This window comes from Enterococcus sp. LJL120 (genome assembly GCF_054871765.1).
In genome coordinates this window covers 394551-415210 of the sequence record NZ_JBTXLV010000002.1, presented here as the reverse complement: position 1 = coordinate 415210, position 20660 = coordinate 394551, and the positions used below count along the sequence as shown (strand labels likewise).

The following is a 20660-nucleotide window of genomic DNA, read 5'->3' as shown; positions in this document are numbered from 1 at the left end:
CCTGTAACAAGTTAGTCAACTAACTATAATTGCTTTTTCTAATTTAATCGGCTGCAAAATTGGCTTTGATTTTTCCGGCAATTTTCTTAAATGCGGCAATTTCCTCAGCAGATAAATTTGCTTTGATTTTCTTTTCAACAGAAGCAATGAAACCATCCACCTGTTCCATTTCTTTTTGGGCCTTCTCTGTTAAAATAATCTGCTTCCAACGTTTATCCGTTGTGGAAACGACCCGTTTAACAAAACCTTTTTGCTCGAGTCGATCAATTAGGCGACTGGCGGTAGGTTTGCGAATCGACAATTCCTCCTCCAAATCTTTTTGATAAACCGGACCCGTTTGATTTTTTATAAAACCTAAAGCCCAAGCCTGCGGACCTTTCATATGCTGAACACCCATCTTCGCACTTTCATTTTCAATGTAGCGTCCCAGTAAAATCGATAATTCGCGAATTTCATAGCCCAATTCGTTTCGATGTTCCTTTGGCGGATTCATCTGCACACCTCCGTTCATCTCAATATAGTTACCTGACTAACTATATAGCGCCTTTTAATTTAAGTCAAGAAAAAGCATACGAAAAAAGACTGTTTTTCTATTTTTTACAGAAAAACAGTCAGGAGAGTTTTCATTTTATTGTTTTTACGCTTCATTCCAATAACTCAATATTTATTTTCCGTCGAACTATTTTATTTGTTGTCGAAACTGCAAAATTTATTGATACTGCTAAATTTTTTTTGGCTGCTAACCTATTGAGAAAAATCCAACAACTCTTAGTGTCGTTTGCTATACTGGATAAAAAAAGGATTTTCAGCCATGACAAAAATTATTATATCCGGTAGCATCACTTTCCAAGCAGACTTTCAACATTTAGCCAAATCACTCCAAGCGCAAGGTTATCAAGTGTTAAATTATCCCAAGGAAACCGATAATATAGTTGCAGAGTACCCACAAATTTTCACACAATTTTTTCGTGATATTGAAGCTGCTGATATTTTCTATTTGTACAATAAAGAAAAAAATGGTATTCCTGGTTACATCGGTGCCGCTGCTTTTGCTGAAGCCACTTATGCTTTAGGCCAAAAATTACTTCATCAAAAACGGCTTCAGATAATTTTAAAGGAACAGCCGAGTCCAGCCGTGCCTTGCTTTGCGGAAATCGAACTATGGCAGCAGCAAAATTGGCTGACAGTTAGCGAAGTTGACGGCGAGTTTGGTGGAAAGTAGTGGAGCGTTTTGAAAATTCGGAGAATAGCAGTCCACATCTGAGGCTGTGACATTAGTTTTTTTTCAGATGAAATCTCGAACTATGTCATATTTGCTCCTGCAATCCAGTAGGTCCTCGTCGCAAATTAACAATATCTAGTAATTTTCACTAGATGTCCTTCGTAAAAGTTCAGCTTTGTTCTAACTAATGTCTCAGGCTTTATTTGTATCCTTTTGGAACATTACTTTAGATTTCATCAATAGTTCCTGAATCAAATCATCGGGGACACTTTCAACAAAGGTATAGCCTCTTTCTTCAAAATCTAAAGTTACCAACTGATCCAGCAACACCTTGCCGCTTGTCTCTGTTCCTCTCAGCTCAACATAAAGTGGATAATTTCTTTTGGTGTTGCTGATAGGAGCAAAAATAGCCACATTGGAATATTTAACTACACCTTTATAACTTAGACAAATACAGGGGCGATACCCTTGCTGTTCATGTCCTTTTTTAGGTTTCAAATTAATTTTAATAATATCCCCTTGTTTAACTACCATTGCTCATTGCCTGTGCTTTCACCAAAATCAATCAATTCCGTCTTAAAGCTTTCGCCATTATACTCTGCAAAAAGCTCCTCAAAGGTCAGCGTTTTTTCTTCTTCAACTGTATGGGTAATGATTAGTTGATTATCTTTAATTTCAATATTTAACTTGTCGCCATTCTCAACATTAAATTTTTGAGAAATATCCTTTGGAATACGAATTGCCAAACTGTTTCCCCAATTATTTACGGTAATTTTAGTCATCGAATTGGCCTCCTTTTTCCTTTAGTATATCACGAAAGATATCTTCCGGATATTTTTTGCTAAATCCTCTCGAAAGTTAACCCTACAAAATTAATTAACAGGCTAACACTGTTTCTTGATGATTTTCTAACAAAGAAAAATTACCTTTAGCGCTACTATCTCTTTATAAATAATAATTTTCCTGCTGTTTTCATTTGAGGAGTCTACTTTTTAAGGTATTTTAAAAAGGTCTTAAACGTGAAGGATAACCAAGCATCACCTGAAATCCTGCTATTTTTGGGTTATTCAAAATAGATTTCAAAAATAAAATGCCTCCAAAAAAAGCACCCAGCCAATCCAAACAGATTAACAGGGTGCTGATCACTGACAAAATTTTTTATAAAAAAATCTTTACCAACTCAACTCGCTCAACTCATCAGGTAAATGTTTCCAAGCCAAATTGATTTAACAATTTTTTTGAAAACCCGCCTCACAAAAAGAACAAAGCATAAAACCATAATCCAAAAATAAAGATGAAGATGATCAACCAGATGAACTTGCCGATAAAATGATTGGGATTGATGGCGAGGCCAACGCCATATGCTTTAGGTACCCATAGCGGCTGCAGCGGATTTGAGTCGTCTTTGAAATAGGTTTTGTAAAGTATGTAGCTAAAAATTTCCAGCGGCAGACACAGCGTCAGGATAATGACAACCAGCCATTTTTCACTTAAAATTTGCTGATTAATTAAAGTTGTCCCGCTTAAAGCTATTAATATTACGGCGATGGTTAAAGCAGCAACAACCCTGCCCAACTTTCTGGCTTTTTTCTCGCGAGCAATCATGGCATAGTCCTGTTCAACTTTCTTCATATAATTGGCATCTCCCTTGAGTAAATAGTCGAGGGAAAGTTCCAGCTGATCGCTGATTTGAATAAGTGTGGGAATGTCCGGAAAATTTTTACCATTTTCCCAATTTGAAATGGTCTGCCGGGTCACAAATAATCTGTCGGCTAAATCCTGTTGCGTCCAGGCCAATTCTTTTCGACGTTTCTTAATCATCTCGCTAAACATCTGCATCCCTCCCTAGCTACTTTTACTCTAACAAAAGTCCTTCTAAATACTAGCAAATCTCTTTTGCTCCCGCAAGCAAGAGTCGCTTGCAATGTTGTTAGAATGGGCTTTTTTGCATTTTTTATTTTTGTGAATCCATAAATTTCAGGTCTTTTATTTTTTAAGCGGAAAGCTTTCTTCAACCCAAAAAATCTAACACTTTCGTCATATTAATGGCATCCCCTTGAACTTGCTTGATATCGGAGTAAGCTGAGACTAGGAGCTGATAATTATGTCAAAAGAAACAATTGAAAAGACGATGGATTTCTTAAGTAGCACGTATCAGGACCCCCAAGTGAAGGGAAATCCCGAGTTAGAAAAAATGATTTTTACGGCTGCCCACGATTTAGAAAAACAGGGAGATGCAAATCTTATTGCGGCACAACTATGTGATGAAATTGCAATTTATGTTCTTGGACATCAACGGGACTGTCCTCGGTCTTTGATTGATTTATTCAATCATCTGAAACCTGCAGCTGCTAAATACAAAGGCATTGCCGTTTCTTGTATGATGATACCGATTTGGTTTTAAATTTCTGTGGAAGTTTTGTCCTCTTACCTGCAAAAAAACATCGTTTGCTTTTATCTAATGACCCGAAAAAGGTCACTAGATGTCCTTAGCAAACGATGTTTTTTTGGTTGAAAAGGGAGTTAATTTTGGCTTACCCATATCGGAAAATCCAGCTTTTAAAAATTTAAAAGTTTTTCTAATATTCAATTACCTAAATTAACGAGTGGCAACTAGTTTAGAATTAGATGATTCAAATTCCCTTACTTCAAAGTTTTTTGGTATTTGCGAATTTTTTTCCAGGCCCAGTCATAATGGCTTGAAGCGGCGGAAACACTATAACTACCCAGAGAAGTTGTCCCCGTCCACGGAAAATATTTTTTGGTGAAAAGTTCTTCGTCACTAAAACGGTCAAACTCGGCCATCACAGCCTGATGACTCTCAGCCAGTAGTTTTTTCGCAGTTTCGAGAGATGTTTCTTGATGCTGCTGCCAAAAATGCTGATTCAATTCTGGCGTCATCTTCATCGTATAAGGTGCCGGTAAAAATTTGGCACTGATGCCCTCGTCATAATTTTTATGAACCCAAGTCAAATACATCTGATGCCATTCGTATAAATGAATCAGGACATCCCGCAAATTGCGGTCCCGGTCATCAAAAGGAAAGGTGCCGGCTTGTTCCGCCGGTGAAAGACTTTCAATTAATTTTATCAGACGCTCATAGTATTCCTGTGATTGGGCAATTAGTGTTGCTTTATCCTGTGGTCTAGCCATTTCTCTCATCCTCTCCATTAATCGGCGCAATAACGATGCAGGCTTCGGTCACCCAATTTTCGGGATTGGGATCTTGAGCGGGGGAAACATGATTGATGTTCAGCATGGGGCCAGCTAAACGATGGTGATTGATTTCTAACCACTGACCCAAAGCGGCCATCACGTCGGGCATTTGTTCATAAGGCCCGTTAAAAGTAACGGAAGCCACTGGCAATGCCGGTGTTTCAAAAAATTTTATGGTTTCAGTTTCTTGGTAGTCCCTCAAGACAGCCATCTGAATTTCTAAATCAATATTTTCTTCATGGTATTCTGGATCATGATAGATGCTGAGGGCCAGAGCTGGCGTCGCAAATTGAACCTTTTGCTCCTCGGCAATGGTAAATAACTTCTGCCACAAGACGCTTTCACCAGCGGCATCAGCAATTACCTGCCGAGTGCTCATCACAAAATTGGCGGGCAGTGTTTTTTGGACCACATGATAATCCAGCGCTTTTTCTGAGCCTAAGACCTCCTGCAAACTATTCATCAAAGCCTGCTGCTGTTGAATTTTTTTTAGTTCCTCCGCCGCTTCCACTTCCCGAATTGCCAAATGTTTTTTTAATACCTGTGGGTCCTCTTCTGATAAAATCTGCTGAATCACTACCAAGGACAAGCCCATTGCCTGCAATTTTTTTATGCGGTTGATTTTTTGCAGCTGTCCGGCATTGTAAAAACGATAGCCGGTGTACTCATCCGTCTTTTGCGGCAGCAGCAAGCCCAACTTTTCGTAATGCCGCAACATTCTAGTGCTAGTACCGGACAGTTTTGAAAATTCACCAATCTGAAACATTTCCCCACCCCGTTTAACTTTCTTTTGATTTGTTAAACCTATTGTAAACTTTGACATAGTGACAAGGTCAAGCTAAAAAAAGCAATATTTCAGCGGGAAATAAAACAGCTCTAAATTTGCAGGTTAAGTAATTTTTCAGATATTATTTTCATCAATAAGGCGGCAATTGCTAAATGCCGCCCGCTAAATAAATTTTCCGCTGGCAGCTGCGATAACTTTTCACCAACAGTCCGCTTAATAATAAAAGTAGAAACAGATAGACGATGACTTCAAGGGGCTCCCAATTGATGACACCTTCTAAAATGGCTGCATAAGTAAAGTATTTAAAGGGTAAAGTTTGGAAAACTAAACCTGATAGCATCAAGGATAGCGTATTGATAAAGCTGACAGCAGTGCTAATTCTTTCAAAATATTGCGCCCACGTTAAGAGCAGCAAATACATTAAGAGTAGTAATGGGGCATTTAACGACAACATTTTTAAGCCGTTGCCGCTGACAAGAAAACTGCCCAACTCCGGTAGTGAAGCAGGTCGCACCAAAAATAATATGCCGACAAATAATAAGCTGCCAAACACTAAATAAATTAACCCTCGATACAGATAAGTACCAAATAAATTGTTTTTCAAACTCAGTAAATTTTTCATTTGATTGCGGCGGATTTCCAGTTCCAGCTCTTGAATTCCTTCAAAGATTAGCACCCAGCCGACATACCAGATGAAAAGCTGGCCTACAGCAACGTCTTCTTGGAAAGTCAGGGCCGTGACAATCAGCCCGGCCACAAAAATCCATTCTCCAATCCAATCAAAAAGTGTGTCCAAGCCATAATTTTTCTTCATTAAAATAAAGCGTTTGACTTCAGCAAAGAGCTTACGTCCCAAAAAGTTTCCCTCCCTTGATGGCCAACTTCAGCGCCCCGCGAAAAATAAGTAGCCCTAAAAGCCAATAGGCGACCACTTTTGCCAATAAAATCAGCAAAATTCTCGTTGGCACTTGGTTTTGTAAAATACTGCTGATTAAAAGATTCAGCTCTTGAAAAGGAAACAAGTCGGCAATTTTTTTTAAAATCGGTGACAGTTGCCGCTCATTGGTTAAGCCGCTGAAAAACAGCATGTAATAATTTAATAAACTGACAACACTAGAGGTGCGACTGAAAAACAGCGTAAAGCTGCTGAAAAAAATCCCCAACCCATAGAGTCCAATAATCACCAAGTAATCCAAAAATAAAATCGACAGAATGGACCAGATGCTGATGTCGCCTAAGGAGGCCTTTGTGATAAAGGCTAATAGGACAAATAGCGGAATCGCTTTGAGGGTATCGACAAAAATCTGGACACCGCAGCGCCAAAGAACTAGCCGTTCAATGGAATACTTGCTTTGATAAAGGGAAATAATTGTTCGGTCATTTATTTCATCTTCAATAATGAAGGTCGGTACCGTCGTACTGTGGGTAGCGAAATACCAAGCAAATAGCAGAAAAAACATGGCATTTGGATTGCCGCTGCTAAAATAATTCGTAAAGCCCCAAAATAAAACGACCAATGACAGATTAGCAAAAATTAAATTGACTCGATAATTTTGCAGCTCGCGAAGCTCCCTTAAGGCTTCATACCAGAAAAATTTACCCATAGGTCAGAACCTCGCTAAAAATATCCTCCATCGTCCGCTCTGCTAAACTCATGTTTAAAATGTCAAAGTGATTTAGCAAAAAGCGCTTATCCTCTTCGCTTAAACAGATGAGCGTCGTGATGCCCCCTTCTGTTTGCTGAACACGAATACTTTTACGATTAGCAATCAACGAGCTTTTTTCCAGATATTCCTGATAGTGAATTTGAAATTCAAATTTCTCCAGCGACTGATTACGAAATAAAATCCCCGGTGCATCGTCAAAGGTAATCCGCCCGTCCTTTAATAAGAGAATCCGTGTGGTAAATTGCCGTAAAAATTCCACATCGTGGCTCGTCAATAAAACGACCGCCATATTTTCTTGAATATATTGCTGCAAGACTCGCACCAATTTTTGCTTGGTGGGAATATCCAAGCCATTAGTCGGCTCGTCTAATGCCAAAATCGGCGCCCTTTGCAGTAAAGCAATGATCAACGACATTTTTTGCCGATTGCCCTGTGACAGCGCTGAAACTTTTTTATCCATGTGCTGAGAAAAATCCAAATAATCCCCCAAACGCTTGGCCTCAGCCTTGAGCTTTTGCAAAGAAAAACCATTGATTGCCAAGAAATAATCCATATTTTCCCGAGCTGTCAGGTAATCATAATAGCCTTGGCCGCTTTCCAAAACAAAGCGGACCTTCTCCTTGACCCGTTTATGCTGAGAACTGTTGCCCAGAATGCGCACGCTCCCCTGATTTGGATACAGTAGGCCACTGGCAATTTTTAATAGCGTTGATTTGCCTGAACCATTTTTCCCGATAATCCCGACTGCCTGCTGCTGGTAAATCTGCAGCTGTGGGATTGATAGCACTATTTTTTTATTGAAACTTTTCTGAACATCAATAAAATCAATGACTTTTTTCATTTAGCTTCCCCATACAGTCCTTCATCTTTTTCTTATAATTTTAATTATATCGAATACTTGCACAGTTGGGGCTGTTTTCTTGAAAAAAGCCAAAAATAAATCTTTTTGCTTAAAATAAGTCGTAAACTAATATTAGAATTGTCCAGAAATTTTGCTAGTGTAAGGACATTCTGAGCAATTTTCAATCTAGAGAACTGGAATTTTTTTTTTGAAATAATTCTGAGCTATCATTTTAAAAAAATTTTTCACGATAAATGGCTTAAGTTTATTTTTATATCAGATACGCCTGCCAACCTTTTATTCTTTTAATTAGGCCGCCTCCGATTAGACCTTTATAACAAAATTAGTTGAAACTAACAGCGCTGATTTGAGTCAAAATTTTTTATTTTGCTTCAAAAAAGAACTGCAGCTCTCAACTGGCGGTAGTTTTAGTTGCGAAATGACAAACTTATTTGTCAGAACAACATGTCGCCTTTTAAACTCCCTCCCGTTTTATAACTCTCAGCCTTCTCGCCGCTACGACTGTTCAGAATTTCTCATCTTATAAGAGTGTCTAACAAAACAAACAACTGCATCTGATTGGTGTTAGAAAAAATGCTACAAGTTATAAACAAGAATCTTTTTGAGCTGTCTATTTGAACAGCGCTCTCCAAATACCCTTTGAAGAAACCTTTTAGTCTTGCCTTTGGTTTTCTACAGCCGAAGGGTACCCAAAGGCAAATTGTCATACTCACTTTTTCTTTATAGGATAAAAACTACTTATTTTTCTTTACGCAGCTTTCAAAAATTTGCAGCAGCTAATCAAGTATTAAAATTAGTTTTGAGCCAAACTATTTGATATTCTTCTTTTTGCTTATTGCTAAGTTTTTTTGTTATTTTAAAAATAATTCTTTTCAATTTTACGCCTTCATAACCACTGGAGATATGATGAGCTGTTGCAATTAAAATAACAGATACCCAAGACAAGAAACCCTAGGCAGAAATATAACACTCCCCTCCCTTACTTTTGGTTAATTTTATTAGCTAAAAATTATATAGGGGATTATTATTTTACATTTTAATGAGCTTGGCAAATATTGTCCAAAATATTAAAATAACTTGTTATTTTAAGACAAATAAGTTAACATAAACATAAATGAAAATGAACGCAGATATATTTGAAATAAGAGGGAATTTATATGCCTAACCGAGGTATTCTACACGTAACTGTCCATTCAGCTCGGAAAAATCCGAAAAATTTATTGATTAGAAAAATCGAAATCGAGTCCACCAACCCGGCTTTTCTTGAAATTGAAGAGGAAGATTTACTGGAATTGGTCCACGAACTGAACCAAGCCTACAATAATTTTAAATTGTATCGCTGGAAATTAGAATCCAATCAGCAACAGGAGTATTTTTTGACGATTCTCTTACGGGAGCGTGCGTCTTTAAATGCCCCTGATTTGAAGTACCTTGTCTATCGCCATTTTTCTGATGAATTGTATCAGCAGACTCTCCAAAAAACGCAGGAAGAGTTGGCTCAGCTGAAAAAGAAAGCTAGTCTGTTGACGACTAAAAATGATTTGTTGGAGGAGGACCGCAAACTGCTGGATGTCAAAAACCAGCAGCTAGCGCTGGAAAAAGACCGCCTCGCTGCAGAAAATCAGCAGCAGCTTTTAAGTCCACTACCGGCTGAAACAGTAGCTTCGCTTGCTGACACTAACCAGCTCAACGAAGTTAAACAACAGCTAGAGGCCGAAAAAGCTGACTTGGATACGCAAAACCAAAAACTCACTCGGGAAAAAGAGCTGTTGGCCTCTAAAAATGAATTGCTTAAGACTGAAACCAAAGCCTTTAGTATGCAAATCAGTCAATTGCAAAAGGATAAAGAACAGCTGGCCGCAGCCAATGACGACTTAAATAAATCAGAGCAAGTTTTAGCCGGTACGATTCAGCAATTATCCCAGGAAAAAGAACAGCTTCAATTGGAAAAACAACAATTGACTGCGACTAACCTGCAGCTGGACAATTCCGAAAAAGTTTTAACCAATAAAATTCAGCAATTAACACAGGAGAGTGAAACGCTCCAGCTGGAAAAACAGCAGCTGACTGCCGATATTTTACAGCTGAATAACGCTAAACAAACGTTAACAAAGACGCTTCAAGAATTGCAGGCTGAAAAGGAACAACTCACGCTAGAACTTCAGCAAACAGCCCAGACTGGTCAAACTTTGGAAATCCAAGTTCAGCAATTGCAAACTGAAAAAGCGCAATTGATTGAAACGAGTAATCTTTTGCAGGCAGAAAAAACTCAGCAAGCCCAAGAAAAGAGTCAATTAGCCGAACAAATTCTCCGATTGAAAAACGAAAGTCAACCATTGGCAGAAAAACTTAATCAATTGACGGCGGAAAAGGCTCAGCTGACCCGCAATTACAGTCAGTTGGAAAGCGAAGTAGAACGCTTTGCTTCCAAAACCGAGCAATTTGAAATTGAAAAGGAAATTCTTGAAACTAAAAATCAGCAGCTGGGCTACGAAAAAGAAATGCTGCAGCAGGAAAATCAACGGCTGCAAAGTGAAGCCGGCCCTAACAGCATTGAAGCGCAGCAATTAAAAGCCGAACACGATTCGTTGAAATTAATGAACCAGCAATTAATCGCAGAAAGAGAAACTCTGCAAACTGCTAATCAAGCTTTGGCCGCTGAAAAAGAAACCCTCAGCAGTGCTAATCAGCAGCTCACTACTGAAAGAGAAAGTTTGCTGACCGCAAATCAACAATTCACGACAGAAAAAGACAGCTTGCAGGCGACGCGCCTGCAATTAAATGCAGATAAAGAAACCTTACAAGCAGCAGCGCAACAAATTGCCGCTGAAAAAGAAGCCTTACAAACAGCTAGCCAACAATTAGCAACAGAAAAAGAGGCCTTGCAATCTGCCAATCAAGCTTTGGCAACCGAAAAAGAACAGCAACAGGCCTCTGTCGAGCAGCTTAGCCAAGAGAAGGAACATTGGCAGCAACAAGCAACTCAATTACTCGCAGAACAGCAAAAGTTCAATCAGCTTGAGACTGATTACCAACAATTGCAGGCAGATTATTTACAGCTGCAGCAATCGCAAAATCAATTAGCCGCCACTAATCAGCAGCTACAAGCAGAAAATGAAGAATTTTCCGTTGCTGCTCTCTTGCCGGTGACTGGTCCAAGAACAGCTGACCCTGAAGTTGAAGAATTAAAAAATGAAGTTCAGCAATTACAGGATGCCAATCAACAATTAGCTGAAGAGAAACAACAATTAGCATCTGCCAACCAACAATTGACAGATGAAAAAGAATTATTGGCAAATGAAGCGGCACGTTTAGAAATGACTCCCCCGCTTGCATCAGATCAGCAGGAAGCTCAACAAAAATTACAAGAGCTAACAGCCAGAAATCAGCAGCTCTTAGGACAAAAGGATGATTTTGATACCATCGTTCAACAATTACAGGCTGAAAAAGAATTGCTAGAAGAAAAGAGCCTGCAATTAGCCCAAGAGAAAGAGGCCATCGAAGAGAAAAATCAACGGCTCATCGAAGAAAGCCACTATTTGGAAAACGAAAATCAGCGGCTGCAAACTGACCCTAGCGAACTCCTCAGTGAAAATACTAAACTTTCGGAGGAAAGGGAATTTTGGGAAATGGAAAGACAGCAGTTGGAGGATGAGCGCTCGCTATTAGCTTCAAAAAATCAACAGCTGGTTTTAAAATTCGAAGAGCTCAATGATAAATATGTCCGCCTATATAAAGCCGACCGAACAGCTAGTTTGAAGGAAAAAGTTCAAGAGTTAGAAGCGACTAATCAAGATCTTGAATCACGTTTGCTGCAATTGGCCAACAAAGAAATTATTCAACAGGATGAAATTGTTGAAGCAACTGAGCCTGCCAGCAGACAGTCCCGCTTAGAAACGACTCAGGACATTGAAGAGTTGAAGCAAAAATTCAAACGAGCTCAAGGGGTAAAACTGCGGACGAAAAAGCGAGTTAAGGCGCAATTTTTAAAAAGCGATATGTCCAAAGTCGAATATTGTAAGTATTATTGGGAAGTTGTCGATTTAAAAAATATCTGCGACCTAGACAATCTAACTTATATTTTGTTCAATTCTTGGATTAGCAATATTCCAAATTTTATTGAAAAAATCGAGATTGAGACCAATTACAAGCATGCAGAAACCAAAGGCACCTTCAAAATATCCAGCCAAAATGCCGCTTATATTGAAGCCTATACTGCCCTATATGACTTTTTAGGCACCTTTTATAAATTATAAGTAGCTCTTCAGCGCACCTGAATTTTTCAGTAAAATTCAGGTGCGCTGCTTCTTTAGAATAGAACAAAAAAATTTCAAACTATTAAAAATGTTATTTATAAAATCCAGAGGAGAACATTTCTTATTTTCTGTTTTAATAAAGATAATTTTTTAAAACCTAGCTGAGTGGCTTCTTTTCTAAAAATACAACGGTAAGGCCTATTCAGTAGGAGAAGCCTTAAACCAGTTGAATTAAATTTTTGAAAAAATTTTTTTAAGTCAATCTAGAAAACTATTATTTTTATCAGCATTTTATTAAATTTAGCTAGTCATTTATCAAAATATAAAATTAACTTGTTATTTAACGACCAATCATGTACCATTAAATTGAGGCTAAGCGATATCATTTTCGAATTTTTAACGTTAGAGGGAAAGCTTATGGTTATTGGGAATTTATTTACAGTAAAAATTTATCATCCCCGCAAGCGTTCTGATAATCTAGTTTTACGGAAAATTACCGTTTCATCCTCCGAAACTATTTTACAGGAAGTCACGCAAAAGGATGTACAGCGATTAATTAAAGTGCTGAATCAAGCCGACGGTCAACTGCGTTTGTACCGGTGGAAGCTAAAAGAAGGCGACGACTTTTCTTTGATCATTTATTTAGAAGATGATTCTGCGTTGAATTTAGGGGAATTCAAGCCACAAGTCTATGAATTTTTCTATCAGCTTTTTTACAGCCATGCCCAAAAATTGCTGCAAAAACAGCAAAAGTCCACCAAAAAAGCTGACCGCCTAAATCAAAAATTACAGCAGGAAAAACAACAACTCCACACGGATAAAAAAATTTTAGACAGTGAAAATCGGCAGCTGATTTTTGATAAAGCGCTGCTGGACACCGAATTAGATGAGTTAAACAAACAAAAAATTACCCTGAAGCAAGAAAATCTTCAATTAAAGACTGCCAACCAAGAAATGCTGGCAGCTGGCAATTCTTCACCAAATGGAGACCCGGCCATTGCTAATGAATTACAGCTAATGGCGGCTCAATTAGAAGAAGAAAAAAGACGTTTGCAGACAAAGGATCAGCAGCTAACTTTATTGGAAGTAGCCTTGTCTGAAAAAGAACGCACCCTTCAAGGGAAAGGGACTGACGCAGATGAACATTTAGCGTCAAATTCAAAGGAGCAAGCAGACTTAACTGGCGTTGAGACCGCCGCTCTGAGAAATGAAAAGCAAGAGTTGTTAACCGAGTTAGCACTTTTGAAAGCCGACCAGCTGCAGCTACAGGAAAAATCGCAGCAGGTATCCACTGCTCAAGAGCAGCTGATTATCCGCAAAGAGGCCCTGCAGGCTGAAAATCGACAGCTGAAAATTCTCCAGCATCAAACTGAGCTGAAGCATCAACAGCTGCAAAAAGAAAATCGCCAGTTCGATATTCAAGTGCATAATTTGACGGTGCAAGTAGAAAAGTTAGAAGCTGTCAATACGCAGCTGGAATTAAAAATCCGCGAACTGACTGTCGAAAATCAGCAGCTGAAGACCTCAGCTGACATTCCTGAATTCAATTTTGCCGATATTATTGATACAGAGAGCAGTTTGACACGAACTGCTCCACCGCCTGAAAGATTTGCGTGGGACCCACAGATAATGGCTGGCGATCAGGAAAAAATCGACTGCGTTAAAGAAATTAAGCATCTAAAAAATAAATTTGAGATTGCTAAAAACACCCAGAATCGCAGCAAAAAAAAGATTCGCTCCCGCATTCTTAAAGACGGCATTTCAAAAATCGGCTACTGCAAATATTTTTGGGATGTCATTGACTTAAAACAATGCACCACATTAGATAGCGGAACTTTTGAGCTATTGGATTCTTGGATTGCCGCAATCCCAGCGCTAGTTACTGACATTGAAGAAAATGCCGGCACCACCGATTTAGAGAGCGGCGGCTACGGACGGATTTCCAAACGAAACCTGGCCTTTCTCGATGGCTACCGAGCATTTTATCATTTCCTTAACAGCTTTTATAAATTGTAAAAACAGCTTTTCCCTGATTGGCGGTTACTTTAAGCCAATGATTGGGGGAAGCTGTTTTATTATGTTGAATAACTGTTAGAAGCTTCTCCTCACCTAACAAAATTGTTCGTTGCGTGTCATCTGATTCTATCGAAGCTACCAGAAAAATCTGTTATTTTATTTAAAGATTAAAAAAGGACTGGTGCTCACAATGAACAAAATGCTCAATGGTTTTCAAATGAAGATGCTCGGTGTCGTCACGATGGTGATTGACCATCTGGCTGAATTTTTTTCCTTTCTAGGCGTGCCCCTCTGGTTTCACTGGATTGGACGGATAGCCGCTCCGATTTTTTTATTTGAAAGCTCTGAAGGATTTGTCTATACCCGCAATCGCAAGAAATATATGCTGCGCTTACTTTACGGCTTCTGGATTATGGGAATTGCCAATCAAATCCTCAATACATATTTTTCTGTCGACAATGAAATTGTCCTTAATAATATTTTTGAAACATTATTCTTAGGAACCATTTACATGCTCAGCGTTGACTATTTTAAAGCTGGCTTCAAACATAAAAAAGGCAAAGATATTGCAAAAGGACTGCTGGTATTTCTATTGCCGATTGTCGCTAGCGTTATTCCATTTCTTGGGATTCTGATAGCTCCCGGCAATCAAATCGCTGGTCGAATCACACAAATTTTAAGCATACTCATTCCGTCACTGCTGACTACAGAAGGCAGCGTCGTGTTCGTCTTATTGGCGGTGTTGTTCTATCTATTCCATGGAAAAAAATTCTGGCAAATTGCTAGTCTGTTATTTATAGCTTTATTAAATCTAGTGCTTGGCAGCGGCAATCCCTTCACGGAAAATTATCAATGGATGATGATTATCGCCGCCGTGCCGATTATTTTATACAACGGTGAAAAGGGCCGCAGCATGCGCAACTTTTTCTATTATTTTTACCCGCTGCACATCATTGCCTTCGCTATAATCAGCTTTTTCTTACGACAATAATTTAAAAGAAGACCGCCGGAGCAATTTGGATTGCCTCCAGCGGTCTTCTTTTATTCTGCATCAGAAAAGTTTAAATAATGAAAAAGTAGATTAGGCTCAAAGCCAAGATAATCTGGAAGCTGCCAACACAGAGAATGTATTTTAAAAAGCGAGGCCCTTCCTTAAGAAATACAGTGAAATCCAGACGCAATCCGATCGCCGCGAGAGCCGTTAGCTCCAACCAACTACTGACATCGTGGGCGCCGGCTTTCAAAATTTCAGGAAAACCAACGACACTGTGAAACAGACAAAGCGCCAAAAAGCCTAAAATATACCAGGGCAGATTAATTTTTTTCTGCCCTACAACAGGTGAAGCTTGTTTTTGATTGACAAATTTTTCAAACAAAATCACAACCGCAACAATCAGCACCACCCGCAGCAGCTTGAAAAGCATCGCAAATTCCACCACGGAGTCATTCAACATTTTACCAGCCCCCACCACTTGACCAACTGATTGCAGCGTACCGCCTAAAAGTGCACTGCTGGATAAGATATTTTCTTGAAAAAAACTGGTCGCAATCATTGGCAGCACTAGCATCATCACCGTCCCCAAAAGATTAACCAAGGTAATAATCTGCCCTTTTTCAGCATCTTTAGCGCGAATCACCGGCGCAATAGAAGCAATCGCCGAAGAACCACACACAGCATTACCTCCCGCCATCATTAAAGACATTTCCTGATTAAACTTGAGTTTGCGGCCCACTTGATAGGTAAAAATAATCGTGCCCGTCATCTGCAACAAAATAAAAGCCGCTCCACTCAATCCCAGTTGGCTAATCGTCTGAAAGGTCACACTATTTCCCAGCAGTACCACCGAGATTTCCAGCAAACGACTTTCTGCAAATTTTGTACCGTGTGCAAGTCTCTTTCCTTTAAAAAAAGTATTGCCTAAAATAATGCCTAAGAAAATTGCAATTGTCGCAGAACCAAATTTGGGGAAAACTGGTTCCAACCACTTGCTGATTACAGCCACGGCAATTGCGAGGGCCAAACCCGGCAAAATTTTTTTTAATTGCAGAACTAACTGGCTTGGTTTTTCCTTCAAAATTATCATCCTATTCCCTCCTCGACTACCACTATACTTGTAAAATTCTGTCACTTGGATAGACTACTATAATGAATAGGAAAAAAATTTTTATGGAAGTGATTACATGATGCATTATCTGGAAACCTTTCGCAGCGTCTATGAAACTAAAAGCTTCTCCCTCAGCGCTGAACAACTTTTTTTATCTCAGCCAACTGTTTCCAATCAAATAAAAGCCTTGGAAAACGAGCTGGGGGTCAGCCTCTTTGTGCGCAACGGCCGCTCAAAAATTGTCGCTACCCCACAAGCGGATTTATTGTATCAAAAAGCTTTGGAAATCTTGGACCAGTGGCATAGTACCGTTCAGTCGCTGCAACAAGAAAAAGCCGCTTTGACCCCTTGCAATCTGGCAGTCTCACAAACTTTTGCCAGCTATCTGCTACCGGATTTATTAAATTATCTGTTGGAAAAGTTTCCCAATCTGCAATTTCAAGTGACCATCTGCAATTCCTTTGAAGCCTTTGATGCGGTCACCAAGCACTCCGCTGATTTTGCCTTTATTGAACAGCCGCTAGTCTCCCGTGAGCTTGAACGGACCCTGCTGCAACAAGATCAATTAGTCTTAGCCGGACAAGCCGATCAAAATTTATGGCTGATTCGAGAAAGTACCTCCGGCGTTTTTCATTACACTAAAGCTTTTCTGGAGGAAAATAATATCAGCGGCCCCTTTATGGAAATCAATAGCAATGCAGTCATCCTCCAATTGTTAAATAGAGGCATCGGCCGCTCGATTATCTCGCAATTAGCCGTTGAAGATTTTCCTTATCAAATTCTTCCTGAAAAATATCAGCGGGCCTTTTATCTCCTCAGAAAAAAACAAGCAACAGCTGATTTCAGTGATGATTGCCAAAAAGCAATTTTGCATTGGTTTGAATTGCGGAGATTAGGACGATGAGGTGAGTGGGTTTTAATTGTGGTGAGTCAAACGCAATGGCTGTAATTTGAAGACAAAAGGTAACCCATCGGCGGGGACCGATGGGTTAGGATGCTAGTTCAACTTTCATCATGCTTAATCAAATTCTTTGCCTCACCCCTAGTTGAACTGTATACGGCCCGTTGCTCTTCAGAAAAAGCTCCCTTTTCTGAAGACAAAAAGGGAGCCCATCGGCGGGGACCGATGGGCTAGGAGTAAAAAATGAAAAAGTATTTTATTGGGTTTGTTTTATTGGGATGAGTTAATAATAACCGGAAATTGTGAAGATTTTGTGTTTGGTGCTTAGTGATTATTGGAAGATTTTGTAAGAAAGTTTACCGTGCACCTTTTTTTGCTCCGATTAGGAATGAGAAAATTAACTCACTCGAATTATCGCTGTCAATTGCTTGATAAAGAAGATTGGAAGCTCTCAAGCATAGGACTGAACAGGCTGCAATATATTGATTGAAAAATTCATAATATTTATCGGAGGAAGCAGATGGTTTCTGAGCCTCAAGCTCAATTCTTTGCAAAATTTCTGAGCTGTCTTGCCTCTTTTTTAGCTTCATCCCAAAGAATATCCCTTCTTGAATCATAATATCTTCACTCATAATAACCCCTCCACCTTAATTTTTGTCTCTACATTTGAAAGAGAATATTTTATGAAACGATGGCAACTTAAGCTTCATTTCAATTTAAATCCAAAAAGAAAGATGCGTATATCTCAGCTTTGCCAAAGTTCTAAAGTGATTCATACACAATTTTCCTACAGCGGGCTAAAATTCAAAAGGTTTGACCTGTTTCACGACATCTAGAATTGTCCCATCCCTTGATTCGACGACTGCGATAACTTTGTCTTCCCATTCCAAATTATCCGGAGTTCCGACTAGTTCGTATGCTTTTTCCTTCAGCTCTTCAATAGTGACATGGGCGATTCCTGCGGCGTCAAGATTTTCAATTAAATCTTTTCGCAATGGATTGACCGCAATGCCATAATCGGTCACTAAAACATCCACGCAATCACCTGGTGTAGCAACAGTCACCACGCTGTCACAGACAGTTGCCATCCGCCCGCGAGTTAGTGGTGTAACGATAATACAGCATTTACTCCCGGCTGCTGTATCAGGATGTCCCCCAGGGGCACCCCGCAGGACACCATCTGAGCCTGTGATAACATTGACGTTAAAATCTGTATCTATTTCCAATGCTGAAAGTACAACAAAATCTAAATTATTTACATAGGCGCCCTTATTTGCTGGATTAGCATACTCACTCAAATCAATTTCTAAATGATCAGGATGTTTAAAAATATGACTTATTGCTCCTTGATCAAAATCCTGTGTATCTAAAATTTTCCCTACCAGACCTTTATCCTGCAGTTCACAAATTGCACTGCTTGTGCCACCTAAAGCGAAACTCATCTTAATCTTACGCTCGACCATATATTGTTCTAAAAAGCGATTGACGGCCAAAGACGGTCCGCCAACACCTGTTTGAAAAGAGAAACCATCTTTAAAATAAGGCGTAGCTGCGATAACTTTAGCTACGTCTTCAGCCATCATCAGCTCCCGAGGATTATCTGTCATCCGCGCTTCTTTAGTCGAAATTTTTGCCGCATCCCCGATATCCTCGACAAGACAAACGCAGTCGACATCAATAGCTGAAATGGATGAAGGCAGGTTGGGAAAATCAACTAAAGTATCAGTGATAATTACTGTGTGATCTGCATAGTGAGAATCGTGAACAGCAAAGCCCATTGAACCACAATTGTTTTTTCCATCAACACCTTTTGCATTACCAAAAATGTCCGCTGTTGAAGCGGCCAGAAACGCAATATCGATATGAACTTCGCCTGCTTCGACTGCCCGAGGCCGTCCCCCATGACTACGAATAATAGCTGGTGTTGCTAATTTTCCTGCAGAGATTGCTTCGCCTATTTTTCCACGAACGCCAGAAGTTTGCACACCGATAATTTTTCCTTCTTCGATATAGTCAGCAATAATTTCTTGGGCATTACCTAAAGAAGTGGCGGCTACTGTGATATCCTTCAAGCCCATCTCCTCCACTAAAACTTTTGCGACCATGCTAGCCACATAATCCCCTTCACGAAATTCTGTATGAAATGAAAAAGTCATACCATCATGAGCACCGCAACGCTCGCAGGCCTCACGAATACTTTGACATAGTTTAGTCTCGACAGGTTTGACACTGCGACGGCTTCTTGGAGAATCTTTTTTAATATATTTCCCATCCATATAATATTTTCCTTGATAAACTTCTTTACCGTTAGTTAATACCGTGTCTGGAATCTCTCTATTTACAGCATTCTTCATCTTGTTTTCCCTCCTCTTAAAGGTCTCCGTGATAAACACCAGTTGCTTTTGCCAATGCCAATACCCGTCTAGCATCTTCAAAAAATGGAATATCCACCATTTTTCCATCAACGGTATAAACGCCGACACCAGAATCAGCCTGATCGTTAAATGAGCGAATTAATTTTTCAGCGTAGGCAATTTCTTTTTTCGTCGGAGCAAACGTTTCGTGAACGAAACGGATTTGTTTCGGATTTACCACGCTTTTCCCATCAAAGCCCATTTTTCTATTTTGAATCACTTCTGCTTTAAATGTTTCCATGTCATCAATATTCGGAAACATCGTATCAAAGCATTGAACACCCGCAGCCCTGGCAGCTAAAAGCATTTGTCCTCGAGCAGTCAGCATCTCAATACCATCTTTTTCAATTTGAACATGCATACTCTTTCTAAAATCGCCACCAGAAATCGCACAGCCAAACATTCTGTCTGATGCAGTAACAATTTCATAAGCATTCAGAATTCCTAGCGGGCTTTCCAGAGCCGCCATTAAAAGTGTGCGACCAACTTCGATACCAAATTCCCTTTCAGCTTTTTCTACATGTTCTTCCACCAGCTTAACATCTGCCGCACTTTCACATTTGGCAATGCGGATGCCATCCGCTCCGCCAGCAACTACACACCGAATATCTTCCTGCCAATGGGGGGTGTCCAGACCGTTAATTCTTACTAACACTTCCGTTGTACCATAATCGATATTTTTCAACGCTTGATACAGCGAAAACCGAGCAGCATCTTTTTGATTTTCAGCTACGGCATCTTCTAAATCTAAAATGATACTATCGCTGCCGTAGATGTAGGCGTCTTTGATAAGGCCGGGCTTTTGGGCGTTCATAAACATCATTGTTCTTCTTAAACGAATTTTTTGAGGTGTTGGTCTAGTTATCATCTACATTACCCCCCAAGAAATATTTTTTTCTGATTGATTGACACTACGAAAAATTGCACATTCAATTCTCGCTTTTAAGGTACATTCCAAAGCTCCCTTATCAACAATTGTCACTGAGGCATTTTCAACTTCCAATTTTTCTAAGGTTTCTAGTGCGACTTTTTTGATTTGCCGTCCATATTGATTCATCACACTGCTTTGAATGGACACATCCAATCCTTGATTTAAAGGGCGAATCGTCACTTGAACATCACTAGATTCTAACGTTCCGGCAATAGCATTCTTTTCAATTTTCATTCATTACCAGTCCTTTCTCTTCTTACTTTTAAGTAAACAACAAAGTGTA

At 39.5% G+C, this 20660-nt stretch carries 20 protein-coding genes; 6 read left to right on the top strand and 14 right to left on the bottom strand.

Going from position 1 to position 20660, the window contains the following annotated elements:
• Positions 1-43: 43 nt before the first annotated feature.
• On the bottom strand, positions 44-493 hold the full coding sequence (locus ACYSNU_RS05190) for a MarR family winged helix-turn-helix transcriptional regulator (RefSeq protein WP_461736132.1): 450 nt from the start codon (positions 491-493) through the stop codon (positions 44-46).
• Between the two features lie 318 nt (positions 494-811).
• Between ACYSNU_RS05190 and ACYSNU_RS05185 the strand changes: the two genes are divergently transcribed.
• On the top strand, positions 812-1222 hold the full coding sequence (locus ACYSNU_RS05185; protein ID WP_461736131.1) for a hypothetical protein: 411 nt from the start codon (positions 812-814) through the stop codon (positions 1220-1222).
• A 192-nt stretch (positions 1223-1414) separates the two neighbouring features.
• Here the strand turns inward: ACYSNU_RS05185 and ACYSNU_RS05180 are convergent, their stop codons facing one another.
• The 3 genes from ACYSNU_RS05180 to ACYSNU_RS05170 form a co-directional block, all read right to left on the bottom strand.
• Complete coding sequence (locus ACYSNU_RS05180) at positions 1415-1756, bottom strand: type II toxin-antitoxin system PemK/MazF family toxin (protein ID WP_461736130.1); 342 nt, start codon at positions 1754-1756, stop codon at positions 1415-1417.
• Positions 1750-2004 carry an AbrB/MazE/SpoVT family DNA-binding domain-containing protein gene (locus tag ACYSNU_RS05175; protein ID WP_461736129.1) on the bottom strand — a complete coding sequence of 85 codons (255 nt, stop codon included), beginning with the start codon at positions 2002-2004 and terminating at the stop codon, positions 1750-1752. The genes ACYSNU_RS05180 and ACYSNU_RS05175 overlap by 7 nt, the downstream gene beginning before the upstream one ends.
• A 469-nt stretch (positions 2005-2473) precedes the next feature.
• Positions 2474-3055: a helix-turn-helix domain-containing protein gene (locus ACYSNU_RS05170; protein ID WP_461736128.1), complete on the bottom strand. Its 582-nt coding sequence runs from the start codon at positions 3053-3055 to the stop codon at positions 2474-2476.
• Between the two features lie 271 nt (positions 3056-3326).
• Between ACYSNU_RS05170 and ACYSNU_RS05165 the strand changes: the two genes are divergently transcribed.
• A complete protein-coding gene (locus ACYSNU_RS05165; protein ID WP_461736127.1) occupies positions 3327-3626 on the top strand; it encodes a bacteriocin immunity protein in 300 nt (99 codons plus the stop codon).
• A 239-nt stretch (positions 3627-3865) separates the two neighbouring features.
• Here ACYSNU_RS05165 and ACYSNU_RS05160 read toward each other — a convergent pair whose 3' ends face one another.
• The 5 genes from ACYSNU_RS05160 to ACYSNU_RS05140 all read right to left on the bottom strand — a co-directional run bounded on the left by ACYSNU_RS05160 (position 3866) and on the right by ACYSNU_RS05140 (position 7733).
• Positions 3866-4375 (bottom strand): ClbS/DfsB family four-helix bundle protein, encoded by a 510-nt coding sequence (locus ACYSNU_RS05160; RefSeq protein WP_461736126.1) that lies wholly within the window; start codon positions 4373-4375, stop codon positions 3866-3868.
• Positions 4368-5204 carry a MerR family transcriptional regulator gene (locus tag ACYSNU_RS05155; RefSeq protein ID WP_461736125.1) on the bottom strand — a complete coding sequence of 279 codons (837 nt, stop codon included), beginning with the start codon at positions 5202-5204 and terminating at the stop codon, positions 4368-4370. The genes ACYSNU_RS05160 and ACYSNU_RS05155 overlap by 8 nt, the downstream gene beginning before the upstream one ends.
• 169 nt (positions 5205-5373) lie before the next feature.
• Complete coding sequence (locus tag ACYSNU_RS05150) at positions 5374-6081, bottom strand: hypothetical protein (protein ID WP_461736124.1); 708 nt, start codon at positions 6079-6081, stop codon at positions 5374-5376.
• On the bottom strand, positions 6071-6829 hold the full coding sequence (locus ACYSNU_RS05145; RefSeq protein WP_265459514.1) for an ABC transporter permease: 759 nt from the start codon (positions 6827-6829) through the stop codon (positions 6071-6073). The genes ACYSNU_RS05150 and ACYSNU_RS05145 overlap by 11 nt, the downstream gene beginning before the upstream one ends.
• The gene (locus ACYSNU_RS05140; protein ID WP_461736123.1) at positions 6822-7733 is read right to left on the bottom strand and encodes an ABC transporter ATP-binding protein; all 912 of its coding nucleotides are present in this window, start codon (positions 7731-7733) and stop codon (positions 6822-6824) included. The genes ACYSNU_RS05145 and ACYSNU_RS05140 overlap by 8 nt, the downstream gene beginning before the upstream one ends.
• Positions 7734-8911: 1178 nt before the next feature.
• Here ACYSNU_RS05140 and ACYSNU_RS05135 point away from each other — a divergent pair.
• From ACYSNU_RS05135 to ACYSNU_RS05125, 3 genes are all read left to right on the top strand, one after another.
• Positions 8912-12010, top strand: a complete 3099-nt coding sequence (locus tag ACYSNU_RS05135; protein WP_461736122.1) for a coiled-coil domain-containing protein — start codon at positions 8912-8914, stop codon at positions 12008-12010.
• A 417-nt stretch (positions 12011-12427) separates the two neighbouring features.
• On the top strand, positions 12428-14026 hold the full coding sequence (locus tag ACYSNU_RS05130) for a hypothetical protein (protein ID WP_461736121.1): 1599 nt from the start codon (positions 12428-12430) through the stop codon (positions 14024-14026).
• A gap of 190 nt (positions 14027-14216) precedes the next feature.
• A complete protein-coding gene (locus tag ACYSNU_RS05125; protein ID WP_461736120.1) occupies positions 14217-15017 on the top strand; it encodes a TraX family protein in 801 nt (266 codons plus the stop codon).
• A 70-nt stretch (positions 15018-15087) separates the two neighbouring features.
• Here the strand turns inward: ACYSNU_RS05125 and ACYSNU_RS05120 are convergent, their stop codons facing one another.
• The gene (locus ACYSNU_RS05120; protein WP_461736119.1) at positions 15088-16110 is read right to left on the bottom strand and encodes a YeiH family protein; all 1023 of its coding nucleotides are present in this window, start codon (positions 16108-16110) and stop codon (positions 15088-15090) included.
• Positions 16111-16207: 97 nt separating this feature from the next.
• Between ACYSNU_RS05120 and ACYSNU_RS05115 the strand changes: the two genes are divergently transcribed.
• On the top strand, positions 16208-17035 hold the full coding sequence (locus ACYSNU_RS05115; protein ID WP_461736118.1) for a LysR family transcriptional regulator: 828 nt from the start codon (positions 16208-16210) through the stop codon (positions 17033-17035).
• A 353-nt stretch (positions 17036-17388) separates the two neighbouring features.
• Here the strand turns inward: ACYSNU_RS05115 and ACYSNU_RS05110 are convergent, their stop codons facing one another.
• The 4 genes from ACYSNU_RS05110 to citD form a co-directional block, all read right to left on the bottom strand.
• Complete coding sequence (locus tag ACYSNU_RS05110; RefSeq protein WP_461736117.1) at positions 17389-17664, bottom strand: hypothetical protein; 276 nt, start codon at positions 17662-17664, stop codon at positions 17389-17391.
• Between the two features lie 165 nt (positions 17665-17829).
• The gene (gene citF, locus ACYSNU_RS05105; protein WP_461736116.1) at positions 17830-19386 is read right to left on the bottom strand and encodes a citrate lyase subunit alpha; all 1557 of its coding nucleotides are present in this window, start codon (positions 19384-19386) and stop codon (positions 17830-17832) included.
• A gap of 16 nt (positions 19387-19402) precedes the next feature.
• Positions 19403-20314: an aldolase/citrate lyase family protein gene (locus ACYSNU_RS05100; protein ID WP_461736115.1), complete on the bottom strand. Its 912-nt coding sequence runs from the start codon at positions 20312-20314 to the stop codon at positions 19403-19405.
• Entirely contained in the window at positions 20315-20611 is a 297-nt protein-coding gene (gene citD / locus ACYSNU_RS05095; protein WP_461736114.1) for a citrate lyase acyl carrier protein, read from the bottom strand.
• Positions 20612-20660: the final 49 nt, after the last annotated feature.